The following is a 15,083-nucleotide window of genomic DNA, read 5'->3' as shown; positions in this document are numbered from 1 at the left end:
CCGATCGACGGTCTCGATCGGGGTCTCGTCGCTTGTGCTCAGCTGGATGCAGCGCGCAGCTTCTCCAACAGTGGGCCTGCGGCCTCGGCGAGGAAGCGCTCCTGGGTTTCGTCGCCCACCTGAACCAGGGCGATGTCGGTGTAACCGGCCTCCCAGTACGGCTTCACGGCCTCGACGATGGCATCGAGGTCCGGTCCGCACGGAATCGTGTCGGCCACATCCTCTTTCCGCACGAACTTGGTGGCTCCGGCGAATCCCGCCGTCGTCGGAAGATCGGCGTTCACGGCCCAGCCACCGGCGAACCAGCGGAATCGATCGTGTGCGCGATCGATGGCAGCGTCCTTGTCCGGATCCCAGGAGATGGGGATCTGTCCGATGGACCGCGCCGGTCCCTCGTGGTTGTCGGACCACGCCTTGACGAGACCGGCATCCGGCTCGGTGGCGATGAGGTGATCGCCGTACTCGGCGAACCGCGCCACCGCCTTCTCACCACCGGCGGCGATACCGATCGGCACGCCGCCCTCGGGCAGGTCCCAGATCCGGGCGGAGTCGACGCGAAAGTGCTTGCCCTCGTAGGTGACCAAGCCGCCGGCGTGCAATGCGCGGATGATCTCGAGCGCCTCGACGAACATGTCCTGGCGCTTGTCGATGGACGGCCATCCCTCGCCGACGACGTGCTCGTTCAGGTTCTCACCACTGCCGAGTCCGAGGGTGAAGCGTCCGTCGGCCAGGATCTGCAACGTCGCAGCCTTCTGCGCGACGACGGCGGGGTGGTACCGGATGATCGGGCACGTCACGTACGTCATCAGCTCGACGCGTTCGGTGGCCTGAGCCACCGCGCCCAGAGTCGTCCAGGCGTACGGCGAGTGGCCCATGGACGAGAGCCACGGTGAGTAGTGATCACTGCTGACCTCGAAGTCGAAGCCGACTTTCTCGGCACCGACGGCGTACTGCACCAACTCTTTCGGGCCGCTCTGCTCGGTCATCAAGGTGTATCCGAAATTGGTCATATGTGTCTCCTAGATAGTTGCGACGGAGCCGGCGTCGACTCGGTAGTTGGATCCGTTGACGAAGCTGGCGCGGTCCGAGCACAGGAAGGTGATCACCGAGGCGACTTCCTCGGGCTCGCCTCGACGTCCGAGTTCCATGTACGGACGCTCCTCGTCGAGGAAGCTCTCGACGGCACCGTCGCGGTCGGTGCCCTTCTCCTCGGCGCGTTTGTCCATCATCGCGTCGGTCATCGGGGTGTGGATGAACGCGGGAGAGACGGCGTTGACCAGTAGTCCCTCCGACGCGTAGCTGCGCGAGAGGCCCTTGGCCAGGGCCAGAACCCCGGCTTTGGCCGAGCAATAAGGTAATTCGTCGTCGTAGGGCTGCACGGCATCCTCCGACGTCAACAGCACGATGCGTCCCCAACCGCCGCGGCGTAGTGCAGGCAGAAATGCCCGCAGCAGGCGGACCGGGCCCATCAGGTCGATGTCGAGGGTGGACCGCCACCCTTCCTCGTCGATCTCGTGGAACAGTCCCTGCGCTCCGGTCACGCCCGAGGACTGAACGAGAATGTCGATGTCGCCCACTGCCTTCTGCGTCTGTACGGCCAATTTCTCGACGGCCTCGGTGTCGGTCACGTCCGCAGCGAACGCGAACAACCGGCCCTCCGCTGCCGCGAGTTCGGCCGCGGCGGCGTCGAGCGAGTCCTGATCCTTGTCGCTGATGACGACCCGAACGCCCTCGGCCAACAGCATTTTCGCCGTGTGCCAACCGATGCCGGAGTCGGCCCCGGTCACCAGCGCTGTTCTACCGTCGATTCCCAGATCCATACGATCCCACTTTGCGCTAGAGGTTGATGTCAGGCTGTGGCGTCGTGCGAGCGCGCGATGGTCAGCGCCGCATTCACCAGGGCCAGGTGGCTCAAGCCCTGCGGGAAGTTACCCAGAAACGATCCATCCGAAGCATCGATCATTTCGCTGTACAACCCCACGTCGTTCGAGAGCTCGACCAGCTGGTCCATCAGGGCTGTGGCTTCGTCGTCTCGACCGACGCAGGAGAGCGCCGACACCCGCCAGAAGGCGCAGGCCACGAAGGTCACTTCTTCCTCGGACACCCCGCTGTATCGATACATCAGCGGTCCGGCACCGAGTTCTTCGACGAGAGCATCGATGGTGGACGAAAGACGTTCTCCACGATCGAAATCCATCTCGGCTGCCAGCAGCACCGACGCGTCGAGGCCGTCCGCACCCGGGTACGCGAGATAGGCCTGGCGCTCGTCCGACCAGCATTCGAATTCGACGTAGTGGCGGATGCGTTCTCTCTCCGCCTTCCACCGATCGGGTATGCCCGGGATCTCCCCTGCTTCGGCCAGGTGCACCGCGCAGTCCAGCGCTTGCCAACAGCCCAGTTTGGAACTGGTGTAGTGCTGCTCGTCCTCGAGCTCCCAGATCCCGGCGTCCTTGCGCTGCCACGAATCGCACGCCTCGTCCGCGATGGTCGCGAGCAGCCGACCGGTCTGCGCATCGAGGATGTTTCCTGCGTCGACGTACTGCCGGATGATCGAGAACAGGTCACCGAAGATCATCAACTGCAGCTGGTCCGCCGCGGCGTTTCCGTTGACCACCGGCCCGATGCTCCGCCAACCGGGAACGTCGGGTTGTTCGGTGCCACCGGGCAATTCACCGCCGAGGGTGTAGAACACGTTGACCAACGGATCGTTGACACGGATGACCCTCAGCAGCCACGCCACCGCGGCGTGGATCTCCTCACGGAGACCGAACCGTTGCAGAGCGCGAATGGTGTACGCGGCGTCGCGAACCCAGGCGTAGCGGTAGTCCCAGTTCTTGCCACCGGTCCGGTTCTCGGGTAGCGAGGTTGTCGCGGCGGCGGCGATGGCACCGGACGGACTGTGCAGCAACAGTTTCAGGGCCAGCGCGCTGCGAGCCACATGCTTTGCCCACGGACCCTCGTACGAGAACTCGTCGGACCACACGCGCCAGTTGTCGATGGTCCGATCGATCCCCTCGTCGAGATGCTGCGGATCGGGCAACGGCAGCGGCTCGTTTTCCGTCCCCACCACACCCAGCACATGCCGAGAACCCGGTTGCGTGCTGACGACCCCACCGATGTCGCGGTCGGCCACGCGCACGTTCTCGATGCCCAGAGTCCGCACCGCCAAGGTCAATCCGTCGACCCGCAGGACGGTGCCGTGCTCGGTGTCGTACGCCCACGGCGACGCGATGCCGAGCATGGTGCCCGGCGCGACGGACCACCTCAGCTCGACGGTGCCGTCGAGACCCTCGACGCGACGGGCCAACTCCACCCACGGGAGCCGGCCGGCGACCCCGGTGTTCAACGAGTCGGTGATGCGCACGGAACCGGAATCGGTGCGGAACGTGGTACTCAGAACGTTTGTCCCTGGGACGAATTCGCGTTGGACGGTGAACTCTTCCACGGGCGTCAGTTCGATGTAGCCGCCGTGTGGCGCGTCGAGCAATGCTGCGAACGGCGGCGGCGAGTCGAGGTTGGGCACCGGAAACCAGTCGATGCGGCCGTCGTCGGCGATCATAGCCACGGTTCGGCCGTCGCCGATGGCTCCGTAACTTTCGATGGCGACATAACCGTCCACCCGGGGGTACGGCTTTCGGAAGTCGTTCAAGCACGTGCCTTTCCAGCGAAGATCGGGCTGCTCTCGACGTGCTCGAGCAGATCGGCCGGGTCGTCGAACACCGCTGCCGCGCCCGCGTCGAGCAATTCGCTGCGCGAGATTCCGCCGCTCAACACGCCGATGGCGCGTACGCCCGCGCGCCCGGCCGACTCGATGTCCCACACACTGTCGCCGACCATCACCGCGTCGACAGCCTCGACGCCTGCCCGTTCCAGAGCCACCGCGATGATGTCGGGCTCCGGCTTGGCGACCTCTGCGTCCTCACCGGACGTGACGACAGCAACCGAATCCTCGACGTCCAACAGATCTCGCAACGTCGACAGTTCGCTCTCGGGAGCCGATGTTGCGAGCACGACGGTCACTCCACGGGTACTCAAGTCCGCCAACAGTTCCCGAGCACCCGGTAGCACTTCGAGATCGGACGAGGCCTCGGCGTAGTACTCGCCGTGCAGCTTCTTCGCTTCCTGCGCCAGTGCACTGTCGGACGAGCCGACGAGTGTCTCCAGCAACTTCGACCCGTCCATGCCGATGCTTCGATGAACACGCCACGACGGCACTTCGTGGCCCGCCTCACGAAATGCACGCGACCAGGCGTCGACGTGCACGTAGTTGGAATCGACGAGGGTGCCGTCGATGTCGAGCAGAACTGCACCGACAGTCGGTGTGGGGACAGGCATGAGCGTCGGATACCCGGGGGTGGTGCGGGCAAACAATCGTCGGACGAAAGCAACAGGCCCCCCGCAGTACGCGGGGGGCCTGTCGTGGAGAAACGTCAGCTGGCCTGGGCCTGCCACATCCAGTGCAGCTGCTCGAGCCGAGCTGTGATGCCGATGAGCAGGTCCTGGGTCACCGGATCGGCTTCGCCGGTATCGGCGATGCGTCCGCGAAGACGCTCGACGACCGCGGCGATGTTGTCGACGACAGCGGGGACGACCTCGCTGTCCTGAGTCCACCCGGCACCGAAGCCCTTGGTGCCTGCCGTCGAGGAGACGGTGGCTGCACGGCCGTCGGGGCTGACCCCGATGGCGGTGGCGCGCTCGGCGGCCTGATCGGTGAATTCACGTGCGGCCGTGACCAACTCGTCGAGTTCGAGGTGCACCGACCGGAAGTTCTTACCGATCACGTTCCAGTGCGCCTGCTTCGCGATCAGCGAGAGGTCGATGAGATCGACCACGGTTCCCTGGAGTGCGTCGCCGGCGATCTTCTGCTGACCTGCGTCGAGGGTACTGGTGATGGGGTTCGTCATGATGTGGCCTCCCTGCCGTTGGACGACGGTGTGCATCGCACGCCATTATTGTGCTTTCGTCTGTACTGCACAACGGCAGGTCGACGTGCATTGTTCCGGATCGGCGCCACCGTCGCTGTGACGCCGATCCCAGAACCGGTCGGATCAGACCTTGGCGGCCTCGTCGGCAGGATCGTCGACTGCGCCTGCACCGGTGGTCGGTGCGGTCTCGTTCTGCTGCGACCGAACGCCCTCCTCGACCTTCTTGCCGAGGTCGGCATCGACATTGGTCCAGTACTCGAACACCCGGCTCAGAACGGGCTCGCTCACGCCGTTGAGGACGTGTCCGACGATGTTTCCGACGAGACGCTCACGCTGCGCATCGTCCATGACCTCGCGGACCAAGGCTCCGGCCTGCACGAAGTCGCCGTCTTCGGGGTGCTCGATGTACCCGGTACGCACGAAACGAGGCTCGAAGTCCCACGCTCCGTCGTCGCCGTACTTGTTCGTGTCAGCCGACGGGCCGCCGAACGAGTTCGGCGCGTAGACGGGCGTTTCCGGAGAGTTGAACGAGTACCGCATGTTGCCGTCCTTGGAGTACGAGTTGACCTCGGACTTCGGGGCGTTGACCGGCAGCTGCGCGTAGTTCGCTCCGATGCGGTACCGGTGCGCGTCGGCGTAGGAGAAGACGCGTCCGAGCAGCATCTTGTCGGGGCTGAATCCGATGCCGGGCACGGTGTTGGACGGCTCGAACGAGCTCTGCTCGATCTGCGCGAAGAAGTTCTCCGGGTTGCGGTTCAAGGTCATCTTGCCGACCTCGATCAGCGGGTAGTCCTTCTGCGACCAGACCTTGGTGAGGTCGAACGGGTTGTACTTGTAGTTCTCGGCCTCGTCGTACGGCATGAGCTGCACCTTGAGGGTCCAGCTGGGGAAGTCGCCGTTCTTGATGGATCCGAACAGGTCCTGACGGTGATGGTCGGGCGACGTGCCCGCAACCTCGTCCGCCTTGTCCTGCGTCAGGTAGTCGATCCCCTGGTCGGTCTTGAAGTGGAACTTCACCCAGGTCTTCGTGCCGTCCTCGGCGATGAGCTGGTAGGTGTGCGAGCCGAAGCCGTCCATGTGGCGGAACGACTTGGGGATGCCGCGGTCACCCATGAGCCATGTCACCTGGTGTGCCGACTCGGGCGAAAGGGTCCAGAAGTCCCACTGCATATTGTTGTCGCGCAGACCGGAGTCGGGCATGCGCTTCTGGCTGCGGATGAAGTCCTGGAACTTGATCGGGTCCTTGACGAAGAAGATCGGGGTGTTGTTGCCGACCAGGTCCCAGTTGCCTTCCTCGGTGTAGAACTTCAGCGAGAAGCCACGCGGGTCGCGCCAGGTGTCGGGGCTGCCCTGCTCGCCGGCGACGGTGGAGAAGCGCGCCAGCATCTCGGTCTTGGCACCGGGCTGCAACGCCTTCGCCTTGGTGTACTTGCTGATGTCTCCGGTGATCTCGAGTTCACCGAACGCGCCTGCGCCCTTGGCGTGCACGACGCGCTCCGGGACCCGCTCACGGTTGAACTGCGCCATCTTCTCGATGAGGCAGTGATCGTGCAGAAGAATCGGACCCTGCGTTCCGGCGGTCAGCGACTGATCGTCGCTGGGCACGGGGATTCCCGAGTTGCTGGTAGTCGGTTTGTTGGTGATCGGCTTGGTCATACGAAGCCTCCTGAAGGGCTGAATCGGGTTCGAGAAGGGGCTGCTTCTCGAAAATCGGTGAAACCGAGCGGCCGTACGCTGGACCGCAGTACTAGACGGAATGCCTCGTGCAGTCGCCGCACAAACCCCAGAAGACGATTTCGGCTTCGTCGACGACGAATCCGCGCGTGTCCTCGGGTACGAGGCACGGCGCTGCTCCGACAACGCAGTCGACATCGGCCACCGCGTGGCATTCCCGGCACACGAGGTGGTGATGATTGTCCGCCGTCCGGCTCTCGTACAGCGCAGCCGAACCCGCAGGTTCGATGCGACGCAGCAGACCTACGTCGACGCAGGCCCTGAGCACGTCGTAGACGGCCTGGGTCGACACCGAGCCGCCGCTCTCGCGAACGGCGGCAGCGATGTCGTCGGCGTCCGAATGCGGTCGGGCTGTGACCGCATCCAGAACTGCAACTCGGGGTCCGGTGACGCGTAGGCCCACCGAGCGCAACTGCGCTGCGGGGTCGACACGTTCGGTGAGCTGCATGTACCCCAGTATGCCCCTAATCTGGACTAAGTCAAGAAAAGCGGGGTCGTCGCTATCCGACCAGGCGCGCTTCACCGGTCCGCATCGACCCCGACACGATCTGCAACCCGAAATACGTGCCCGACGGCATCCAGCGACTCAACGTGGGGCCCTTGGCGTCCACCTCGACGCGGGCCACCCTGGCCTTGCCCCTCAGACTCGCGACGGCCACGGCCGATCCGCCGGGCACCGGCTGCGCGAAACCGATCGAGCCGAGCATCGGGAACTGCGGTCCGACGCCGCGGGACGTCGTCCGGACCGACCATTCGTCGCCGCTCGCCCCGGCCTCGCCCAGCACGTCGCCCTCGAATTCGGCCAACACCTTGGGCAGGTGCCAGTTGGTCCGGCCGCCGTGCACCGACGTCGCGGAATCCACGGCGATGAACGGCACCGCCATCCGCGGAACGCGTCCGACGTCCCGGCGCAGGGCCGGGCTCGCCAGGATCTCGCGGTACGGGCCGACCGGCGAGGTGGTGTAGTCGACGATCATGCACATCGTGATCGGCAGAGTCTTGGCACCGGCCGGCGCGAACTCCGACGACCGGGCCCGATGCCACCAGATGGTGGCGCGGACATTCGCCGGCCACGGCGCTGCCGGGCTGATCGGCCAATCGGTGCGCTCGGTCTCGGATTCGGTGACACTCCACATCATCGATCCCTCCCCACGACGGTCAGCGGGAGCCGCAGGGCACCCGGGGCCGACACCGGCACCACCGGGTGCACCGGCTGTGTGGGTGCGATCTCCTGATACCCCGATCCCACCGCGGGTCGCCGATCGGCTTCACCCTTGTTGGGCCACAACGCCATTGCGCGCTCGGCCTGGGCGGTGATCGTCAGGGACGGATTGACGCCGAGGTTGGCGCTGACGGCAGAACCGTCGAGCACGTGCAGTCCCTCGTAGCCGTAGACCCGCTGGTACCCGTCGATCACCCCGGTCTGCGGCGAGTCACCGATCGCGCAGCCACCGAGGAAGTGCGCGGTCATCGGAATGTTGACGATCTCGGCGATCGATCCGCCCGGGTCGCCGCCGATCTTGTCCGCGAGCAGACGAATGGCCTCGTGCCCCTGCGGAATCCACTGCGGCGGTGGATCACCCGCACCGGGCCTGCTGGTGAGGCGCCGCCCGAACGGCCCCTTCTTGGATCCGAGCTCGAGCGAGTTGTCGTCGGTCTGCATCACCAGTGCGATGACGGTGCGCTCCGACCACCGATGGACCGACAGGCTCCGCGCCGCAGCGCCGGGATGACGCAACGCGACGCCGAGGGTCTTGAGGATGCGTGGCATCTTGCCGCCGCCGTCGCTGAGCACGGTCTGCAGCAGGCCGATGGCGTTGCTGCCCTTGCCGTATCGCACCGGCTCGATGTGGGTGTGATCGTCGGGATGGAACGACGACGTGATCGCAACACCCTCGTGATAGTCGACCTCGCGGCCCCTGGCGGTCGCGGCGAGCACGGCCTCGGAGTTGGTGCGCACGAGCGAGCCGATACGCTCCGACAGCCGTGGCAACGAGCCCTTCTCCTTGGCCGCGAGCATCAGCTTCTGGGTGCCGTAGGTCCCGGCCGAGAAGATCACCTGATCGGCGGTGATCGTCTTCTCCTTGCGACGCAGCTTCCCGCCCGTCCGTCGCGTCACCACGTCGTAGCCTGCGCCGTTCGGGCGCACGTCCACGACCGTGGTCAACGGAAGAACATGAGCGCCTGCGTGTTCGGCGAGATACAGGTAGTTCTTGACGAGGGTGTTCTTCGCGCCGACGCGGCAGCCGGTCATGCACGCTCCGCACTCGGTGCACCCGGTGCGCTCGGGGCCTGCACCACCGAAGAACGGGTCGGGTGCAGTCTTGCCGCGGTCACCGAAGTAGACGCCCACCGGGGTCGAGGTGAACGTGTCCCCCACGCCCATGTCCTCCGCCACCTCCTTCATCACCTTGTCCGAGGCGGTGATGGTCGGGTTGGTCTCGACGCCGAGCATCCGGCGGGCCTGGTCGTAGTACGGGTTCAGCTCGCGCTGCCAGTCGGTGATCGAACCCCACTGCGGATCCTCGAAGAACTTCGCCGGCGGTTGGTACAGCGTGTTCGCGTAGTTCAGCGACCCTCCGCCGACGCCGGCCCCCGCCATCACCAGCACATCGGGCAGCAGGTGAATGCGTTGCACCCCATAGCAACCCAGGGCCGGAGCCCACAGGTACTTTCGTAGACGCCAGCTGGTCTTCGGCAGTTCGCCGTCCTCGAATCGGCGACCGGACTCGAGAACCGCCACCCGGTAGCCCTTCTCGACTGCGCGCAATGCGGCGACACTACCGCCGAAACCGGAGCCGATGATCAATACGTCGTAGTCACTCATGCTGTTACCACCTCGTGGTCGGATTCGAGAGTGTCGGACGCGAGCCGATAGTTCGCGACGTCGAACTCGCGCGTCTTGTTGCGGAACTTGAACGTGTAGGTGGGCCACATCGTCGAGTTGCGGCCGTTGGCGTCGAGGTACCAGCTCGAGCAGCCACCGGCATTCCAGACGGTGCCGTCGAGCGCGGAGTCGACCCACGAATTGTGTTGGCGCTGAGCGGCTTCGTTTACCTCGACGGCCGCGACCCTCCGATGCTTCATCTCGTTCAGCGCGGAGACCACGTAATTGGCCTGCGACTCGAGCATGTAGACGATGGAACTGTGCCCGAGGTTGGTGTTGGGGCCGTACATCAGGAACAGGTTCGGGAAGCCTGCGACGGTGGTCCCCAGATGCGCCTGCGGACTACCGCCCCAGTGCTCCGCCAGCGTCCGACCGTCGTTGCCGCGCAACAGATGAGACACCGGCGGCTCGGTGGGGGTGAACCCGGTCGCGAAGATGATCGTGTCCACCTCGTGGTTGCGGCCCGAGGCGTCGACGACGCCGTTCTCGGTCACCGACGCCAGGCCCGACGTCACGAGATCGACATCGGGACGATCCAACGTCCGCAGCCAATCATTGGACAGCAGAAGCCTTTTGCACCCGGGTGCGTAATCGGGGGTGAGAGCGGCCCGCGTCGCGGGATCCTTGACCTGCCGCTTCAAGTTGGCCTTGGCGAACACCTTCACCGCGGGCAGCATCCACGGATTGTCCGCCAGCACCGTGACGTAGGCCTCGCGGTAGCCGTAGATGACACCGCGCACCGCGCGATGGGCCGCGGGAATCTTTTCGTACACTGTTCTTTCGAGCCGGCCGATGGTGCGGTCCAGGCGCGGAATCACCCATGCGGGAGTGCGCTGGAAGACGGTGAGCCGTTCGGCGCGGTCGACGATCTCGGGGACGAACTGCACGGCCGAGGCCCCGGTGCCGATCACGGCGACCCGCTCACCGGTGAGGTCGTGCTCGTGATTCCAGGTGGCGGAGTGGAACACGGTGCCGGCGAACGTGTCGATGCCCGGGACGTCCGGGATCTTCGGAGTGGACAGTGCCCCGGTGGCAGCGACCAACACCCTGGCGCTCGCCGACCCGCGAGACGTCTGCACCGACCATCGCTTGGTCGCCTCGTCCCAGGTCGCGGACCGAAGTTCGCAGTTCGTGACGATGCGATCGTTGAGGTCCAGACGATCCACCACCGAACGCAGGTAGTCGAACAACTCCGGTTGCCGCGCGAAGGTGTGACTCCACTTGGGACTGGGAGCGAACGAGAACGAGTACAGCGAGGTCGGCACGTCGCATGCACACCCGGGGTAGGTGTTGTCGCGCCACGTCCCACCCACGTCGGACGCGCGTTCGATGACGGTCACGTCGGCGCTCGGGTCGGCGGCGAGGATCTTGGCCACCGCGGCCAAGCCCGCGAAACCGGCTCCGACCACCAACACGTCGAGTTGTTCGGGAAGTGTTGCGTTCACGCGTCCATCACCTTTTCGGACCAGATCGGAAGGAGCCGCCCGCGCAGTTGCGCGTCGGCTTCGGGAGTACGGAACAGCGCCGAGACGGCCAGTCCGCGGGCGAGTTCGACACTGAGCTCGATGGATTCGGGAGACATTCGACTACCCATGACGATCTGGGCACCGCCCTGAATGGCCTCGGCGACGCGCCGCTCCAGCGGAATCATCGCCTCGTGGAGGGCCGGATCGGTACGGGCCGCCACCCACAGCTCGAGCGCGGCGTGGAAGAGGGGACCGGAGAATGCGTCGGCGAGGATCTCGGGCCCTCGCTCGGGGTCCGGTTCGGCTTCGAGGATCTCCGAGAGACGACGATCGACCAGGTGCTCGACGGCCGCGATCAGCAGGGATTCCTTGGTCGGGAAGTGGTGCAGCTGTGCACCGCGGGAGACACCGGCACGCCGGGCGATCTCCTGGGTGCTGGTCTTGGCGAAGCCCAGCTCGACCAGGCAGTCGATCGCGGCGTCGAGCAGCTTTGCCCGAGTGCCCGCGGTGCGTTCGGCCTGGGTCCGGCGCTCGGTAGGCGCTGCGCCGTCGAGCCCTGTGTCGGTAGTCACACTTTGCACAGTAGCGCTAAATCAACAAACAGTCCAGCCTGACTTTAAGTTGGTCGAGATCGGCGGGCGCAGCCGTGCCTGAACGCATCCACCCGCCGGTCCTGGCGCTACAGAGCCGTGTTTTCAGGTACTACGCGTTCCGATCTCCGCCATCACAGCAGCGAGCCCGTCCCGCAGATCTCCGACGAAGCCCTGGGGATTCTCGAGCGACGGAAAATGTCCCCCGGACTCGGGTGCGTGCCATCTCGCGATACGCCGGAAGCGGTGCCGAGCCCACGCGCGAGGAGTTTTCTCGATGTCGTGGGGGTAGGTCGTGATCGCCGCCGGAACGTCGACCCGCAGATTCGGATCCAGCGAGTCGTGACTCTCGTAGTAGATCCGAGCCGACGATGCGCCGGTGCGGGTCAGCCAGTACAGGGTGACATTGTCCAGAAGCCGGTCCCTCGAGATCGTCTCGAACGGACTGTCCTCGGTGTCCGTCCACTCCGCGAATTTGTCGAGAATCCAGGCAAGCAGACCGACCGGGGAGTCGACCAGCGAATACCCGACGGTCTGCGGACCGGTGGCCTGCTGCTTCGCGTATGCCGAGCGATGCAGCCGGAAATCTCTCGTGTCCTCGGCCCACCGGCGTTCGTCAGCGGTCAGGCCTTCTGTCGTCATCCCCGGCGTTGCCTGCGCGAGCGTGGTGTGAATCCCGAGGACATGCTCCGGGAAGCGGCCGCCGAGGATGGTGGTGACCACGCCTCCCCAGTCGCCGCCATGGGCCAGGAACTTTCGGTACCCGAGCCGTTGCATCAGCTCGACCCACGCGGCCGCGATCTTTTCGGTTCCCCAACCGGTGGCGCTCGGTCTGCCACTGAAACCGAACCCGGGCAGCGATGGGACGACGACGTGGAACGCAGGCGCGCCGGGGTCATCGGGATTCGCCAAAGCGTCCACTACATCGACGAACTCGGCAATACTGCCCGGCCAGCCGTGCGTCATGATCAGCGGAACGGCGTCCACACGCGCGGATCGACAGTGCATGAAGTGAATTCCCAGGCCGTCGATGATCGTGCGGAACTGACCGACGGCGTCGAGACGGTCCTCGAACTTGTGCCAGTCGTATCCGGTACGCCAATAGCCGACGACCTCCTGGAGGTCCGCCAGCGGAACGCCCTGGCTCCATCGTCGCCGGCCGGATTCACTAAGGGACACCGTCTCCGGTTCCGGTAGCCGTGCGGCGCTCAGCCGTGAGTGGAGATCGTCCAGGTCCGCGTCCGATGCGCGGAACTCGAACGCGTGCACATCCGTCGAGCTCGGTGTCGTCATGAAATCTCCTTCGATGGAACCGGCTAAGCCAGTTCTACCTTTCGCGGTGACCGATGCGCAACCGGCTAAGCTGGTTCGCATGGCTGCAGAGTTCCCCGAGTTCCGACCCGGAAGCGTGCTGAGCACCGCGTTCACCGGGACGTTGACCGAGCGACGCGGCGACCCCGTGGAACGAATTCCGGTTCCTCATCGTTTCGTCGACTGGTTGGCATCGAACGGACTCTCCGTCGATTCCTGCACCTCGGCACAACTGGACCTGGCCGTGGAACTGCGCGAAGCGATACACCTCGCCGCGACAGCGGCGGCAGTCCACGAGGCTCTGCCCGCGTCGGCCGTCCAGGTCGTCAACGACCACAGCGTTCGGGGCAATGCGTCGGCGGTCCTGACACCCGAGGGCACACGGCGATGGACGTTGAACTCGGAGTCAGCCGTCGAAGACGCCTTGGGCGTCATCGCCGACGACGCCATCGACATCATCTCCGGCGAGCGGGACGGAAAGCTGGCACTGTGCGCATCGCCGACTTGCCGAGCGGCGTTCTTCGACACCAGCCAAAGCCGCAGCCGGAAATGGTGCGACATGAACACCTGCGGAAACCGTCAGAAGAAAGCCCGATTTGCCGCCAACCGACAACAGCATTCCCACTGACCGCCGACGGAGTCGCCATCCTCGAGGCAACCCCGAGCAGCATCGGTAGCCACCGCACGATCACTCGACGACCCCGAACCGGGGCAACGAACTCCGTCGCGGTTCGATCGTTGCGCTGGAATCACGTGCATCACTACGGGCGGCAACCGGACTGCCCGAGATGTCCATTCACCGAATTCGCAATCGACGCAGTTGGTTTGCAGGAAACGACCGTGGGCAATTCTGCGGCCATGCCCCTCGCCTCTCACGGACGCTTCGACTACTCCCCCATCGGCGATCGACCACAGTTCGACTGGCCGGGCGGTGCGCGCCTCGCGGTGTACGTGGCCGTCAATTGCGAGCACTTTCCGTACGACGACGGCGAACCCGGCCTCGGATACACGCCAGCGATGGACCAGCCCAACACCTACAACTGGGGGTGGCGTGAGTACGGCAACCGAGTCGGTGGGTTTCGAATCGCAGAGACGTTGCAGCAGAGCGGCATTCGCCCGACCGTGCTCGTCAACACCGAGGTGTACGAGCATGCCCCGCAACTGATCGAGGCCTTCCGCGCCCTCGATGCCGAGGTCGTCTCGCACGGCCGAACCAACGCCGTACAGCCCAACGATCAGAACGAGGACGACGAACGGCGCTCGATAGACGAGGTCACCTCCGCGATCGAGCGTCACGAGGGTGCCCCGCCTCGGGGTTGGATGAGCCCCGGTGCCAACCCCAGCCGCGTGACCGAGGACCTTCTCGCCGAACGAGGCTACGAGTACACGCTGGACTGGCCCATCGACGATCAGCCGGTGTGGCTGAAGACCCGCGGCGGGCCGTTGCTCAGTGTCCCGTACCCGCACGAGGTGAACGACCTACCGGTGTTCGTCCACCATCACCAGACTGCAACGACGTTCGAGCGCAACATCATCGACAGTTTCGACGAATCGAAGGAGAACGCGGAGCGCCAACGATTGGTGCTCGCGATCTCGCTGCACACCTTCCTCACCGGCCAGCCCTATCGACTTCGACGGTTCCGCGCGGCGCTGCAGCACATGACCGACAACGGCGACGGCGTCTGGTTCACAACACCGGGCGAGATCGCAGCGCACTACCGCAGCCTCGTACCCCCGCAGACGCCGGCCGGAGACGAATAGTCGAATCGAAGGGTCGCAGCTGACGCGTGGTCAGGCTGCGCGGTGTTGTCGTCGGTGGTAGCTGGGGATGGGTTGGCGTGTGGGGTCGATGGATTCGGGTGGGATGGCATAGGGGTGTCCGTCGTCGCCCATGAGCAGTTGCCAGTGGCCCTGGTGGACGAGGCGGTGGCATTCGCCGCAGACCAGCGCGAGGTTGCTCAGGTCGGTTCTGCCGCCGTGTTCCCAGAACCTCACGTGGTGGGCGTGGCACCACTGCGCGGGGCGGCCGCACATGACGCAGCATCGGTCGCGGATGGTCAGGGCGATGCGCTGGTCGTCGGTGGCGAGTCTGGTGGTGCGCCCGAGCGCGAGCGGGACGCCGTGGTGGTCGACGATCACCGGGGTGAGGTCTGCGTCGCAAGTGAGAAGT

The 15,083-nt window shown here is 65.3% G+C and carries 15 protein-coding genes; 2 read left to right on the top strand and 13 right to left on the bottom strand.

Annotated elements, in window-relative coordinates; genetic code table 11:
* Positions 1–38: 38 nt before the first annotated feature.
* The 12 genes from CH306_RS11305 to CH306_RS11250 form a co-directional block, all read right to left on the bottom strand.
* Positions 39–1,010, bottom strand: coding sequence for an LLM class F420-dependent oxidoreductase (locus tag CH306_RS11305; protein WP_032395274.1), 972 nt, complete (start codon positions 1,008–1,010; stop codon positions 39–41).
* Between the two features lie 9 nt (positions 1,011–1,019).
* A complete protein-coding gene (locus CH306_RS11300; protein ID WP_032395275.1) occupies positions 1,020–1,820 on the bottom strand; it encodes an SDR family NAD(P)-dependent oxidoreductase in 801 nt (266 codons plus the stop codon).
* Between the two features lie 29 nt (positions 1,821–1,849).
* Positions 1,850–3,649 carry a glycoside hydrolase family 15 protein gene (locus tag CH306_RS11295; protein ID WP_179272855.1) on the bottom strand — a complete coding sequence of 600 codons (1,800 nt, stop codon included), beginning with the start codon at positions 3,647–3,649 and terminating at the stop codon, positions 1,850–1,852.
* Positions 3,646–4,335: an HAD family hydrolase gene (locus tag CH306_RS11290; RefSeq protein WP_032395277.1), complete on the bottom strand. Its 690-nt coding sequence runs from the start codon at positions 4,333–4,335 to the stop codon at positions 3,646–3,648. The genes CH306_RS11295 and CH306_RS11290 overlap by 4 nt, the downstream gene beginning before the upstream one ends.
* 95 nt (positions 4,336–4,430) lie before the next feature.
* Entirely contained in the window at positions 4,431–4,904 is a 474-nt protein-coding gene (locus tag CH306_RS11285; RefSeq protein ID WP_032380678.1) for a Dps family protein, read from the bottom strand.
* Between the two features lie 144 nt (positions 4,905–5,048).
* Positions 5,049–6,581, bottom strand: coding sequence for a catalase (locus tag CH306_RS11280; protein WP_179272856.1), 1,533 nt, complete (start codon positions 6,579–6,581; stop codon positions 5,049–5,051).
* A gap of 91 nt (positions 6,582–6,672) precedes the next feature.
* Complete coding sequence (locus CH306_RS11275) at positions 6,673–7,107, bottom strand: Fur family transcriptional regulator (RefSeq protein WP_094628492.1); 435 nt, start codon at positions 7,105–7,107, stop codon at positions 6,673–6,675.
* A gap of 52 nt (positions 7,108–7,159) precedes the next feature.
* Complete coding sequence (locus CH306_RS11270; RefSeq protein WP_094646652.1) at positions 7,160–7,795, bottom strand: acetoacetate decarboxylase family protein; 636 nt, start codon at positions 7,793–7,795, stop codon at positions 7,160–7,162.
* Positions 7,795–9,486, bottom strand: coding sequence for a GMC oxidoreductase (locus CH306_RS11265; protein ID WP_094646651.1), 1,692 nt, complete (start codon positions 9,484–9,486; stop codon positions 7,795–7,797). Before CH306_RS11265 ends, CH306_RS11270 begins: the two co-directional genes overlap by 1 nt.
* A complete protein-coding gene (locus CH306_RS11260) occupies positions 9,483–10,991 on the bottom strand; it encodes a flavin-containing monooxygenase (RefSeq protein WP_094646650.1) in 1,509 nt (502 codons plus the stop codon). Before CH306_RS11260 ends, CH306_RS11265 begins: the two co-directional genes overlap by 4 nt.
* Positions 10,988–11,593, bottom strand: coding sequence for a TetR/AcrR family transcriptional regulator (locus CH306_RS11255; protein ID WP_373453941.1), 606 nt, complete (start codon positions 11,591–11,593; stop codon positions 10,988–10,990). Before CH306_RS11255 ends, CH306_RS11260 begins: the two co-directional genes overlap by 4 nt.
* Positions 11,594–11,707: 114 nt before the next feature.
* Entirely contained in the window at positions 11,708–12,895 is a 1,188-nt protein-coding gene (locus tag CH306_RS11250; protein ID WP_094646649.1) for an epoxide hydrolase family protein, read from the bottom strand.
* Positions 12,896–12,974: 79 nt separating this feature from the next.
* Here CH306_RS11250 and CH306_RS11245 point away from each other — a divergent pair, with 79 nt between their 5' ends.
* On the top strand, positions 12,975–13,541 hold the full coding sequence (locus CH306_RS11245) for a CGNR zinc finger domain-containing protein (RefSeq protein WP_094646728.1): 567 nt from the start codon (positions 12,975–12,977) through the stop codon (positions 13,539–13,541).
* A gap of 212 nt (positions 13,542–13,753) precedes the next feature.
* Positions 13,754–14,674 (top strand): polysaccharide deacetylase family protein, encoded by a 921-nt coding sequence (locus tag CH306_RS11240; RefSeq protein ID WP_256981136.1) that lies wholly within the window; start codon positions 13,754–13,756, stop codon positions 14,672–14,674.
* A gap of 30 nt (positions 14,675–14,704) precedes the next feature.
* Here CH306_RS11240 and CH306_RS11235 read toward each other — a convergent pair.
* On the bottom strand, positions 14,705–15,083 hold a 379-nt coding region (locus tag CH306_RS11235; protein WP_143545382.1), incomplete at its 5' end, for an HNH endonuclease signature motif containing protein.

This window comes from Rhodococcus sp. 15-725-2-2b (assembly GCF_002259075.1).
Taxonomy (GTDB): Bacteria; Actinomycetota; Actinomycetes; order Mycobacteriales; family Mycobacteriaceae; genus Rhodococcoides.
This window is presented reverse-complemented; position numbering and strand designations above follow the sequence as displayed.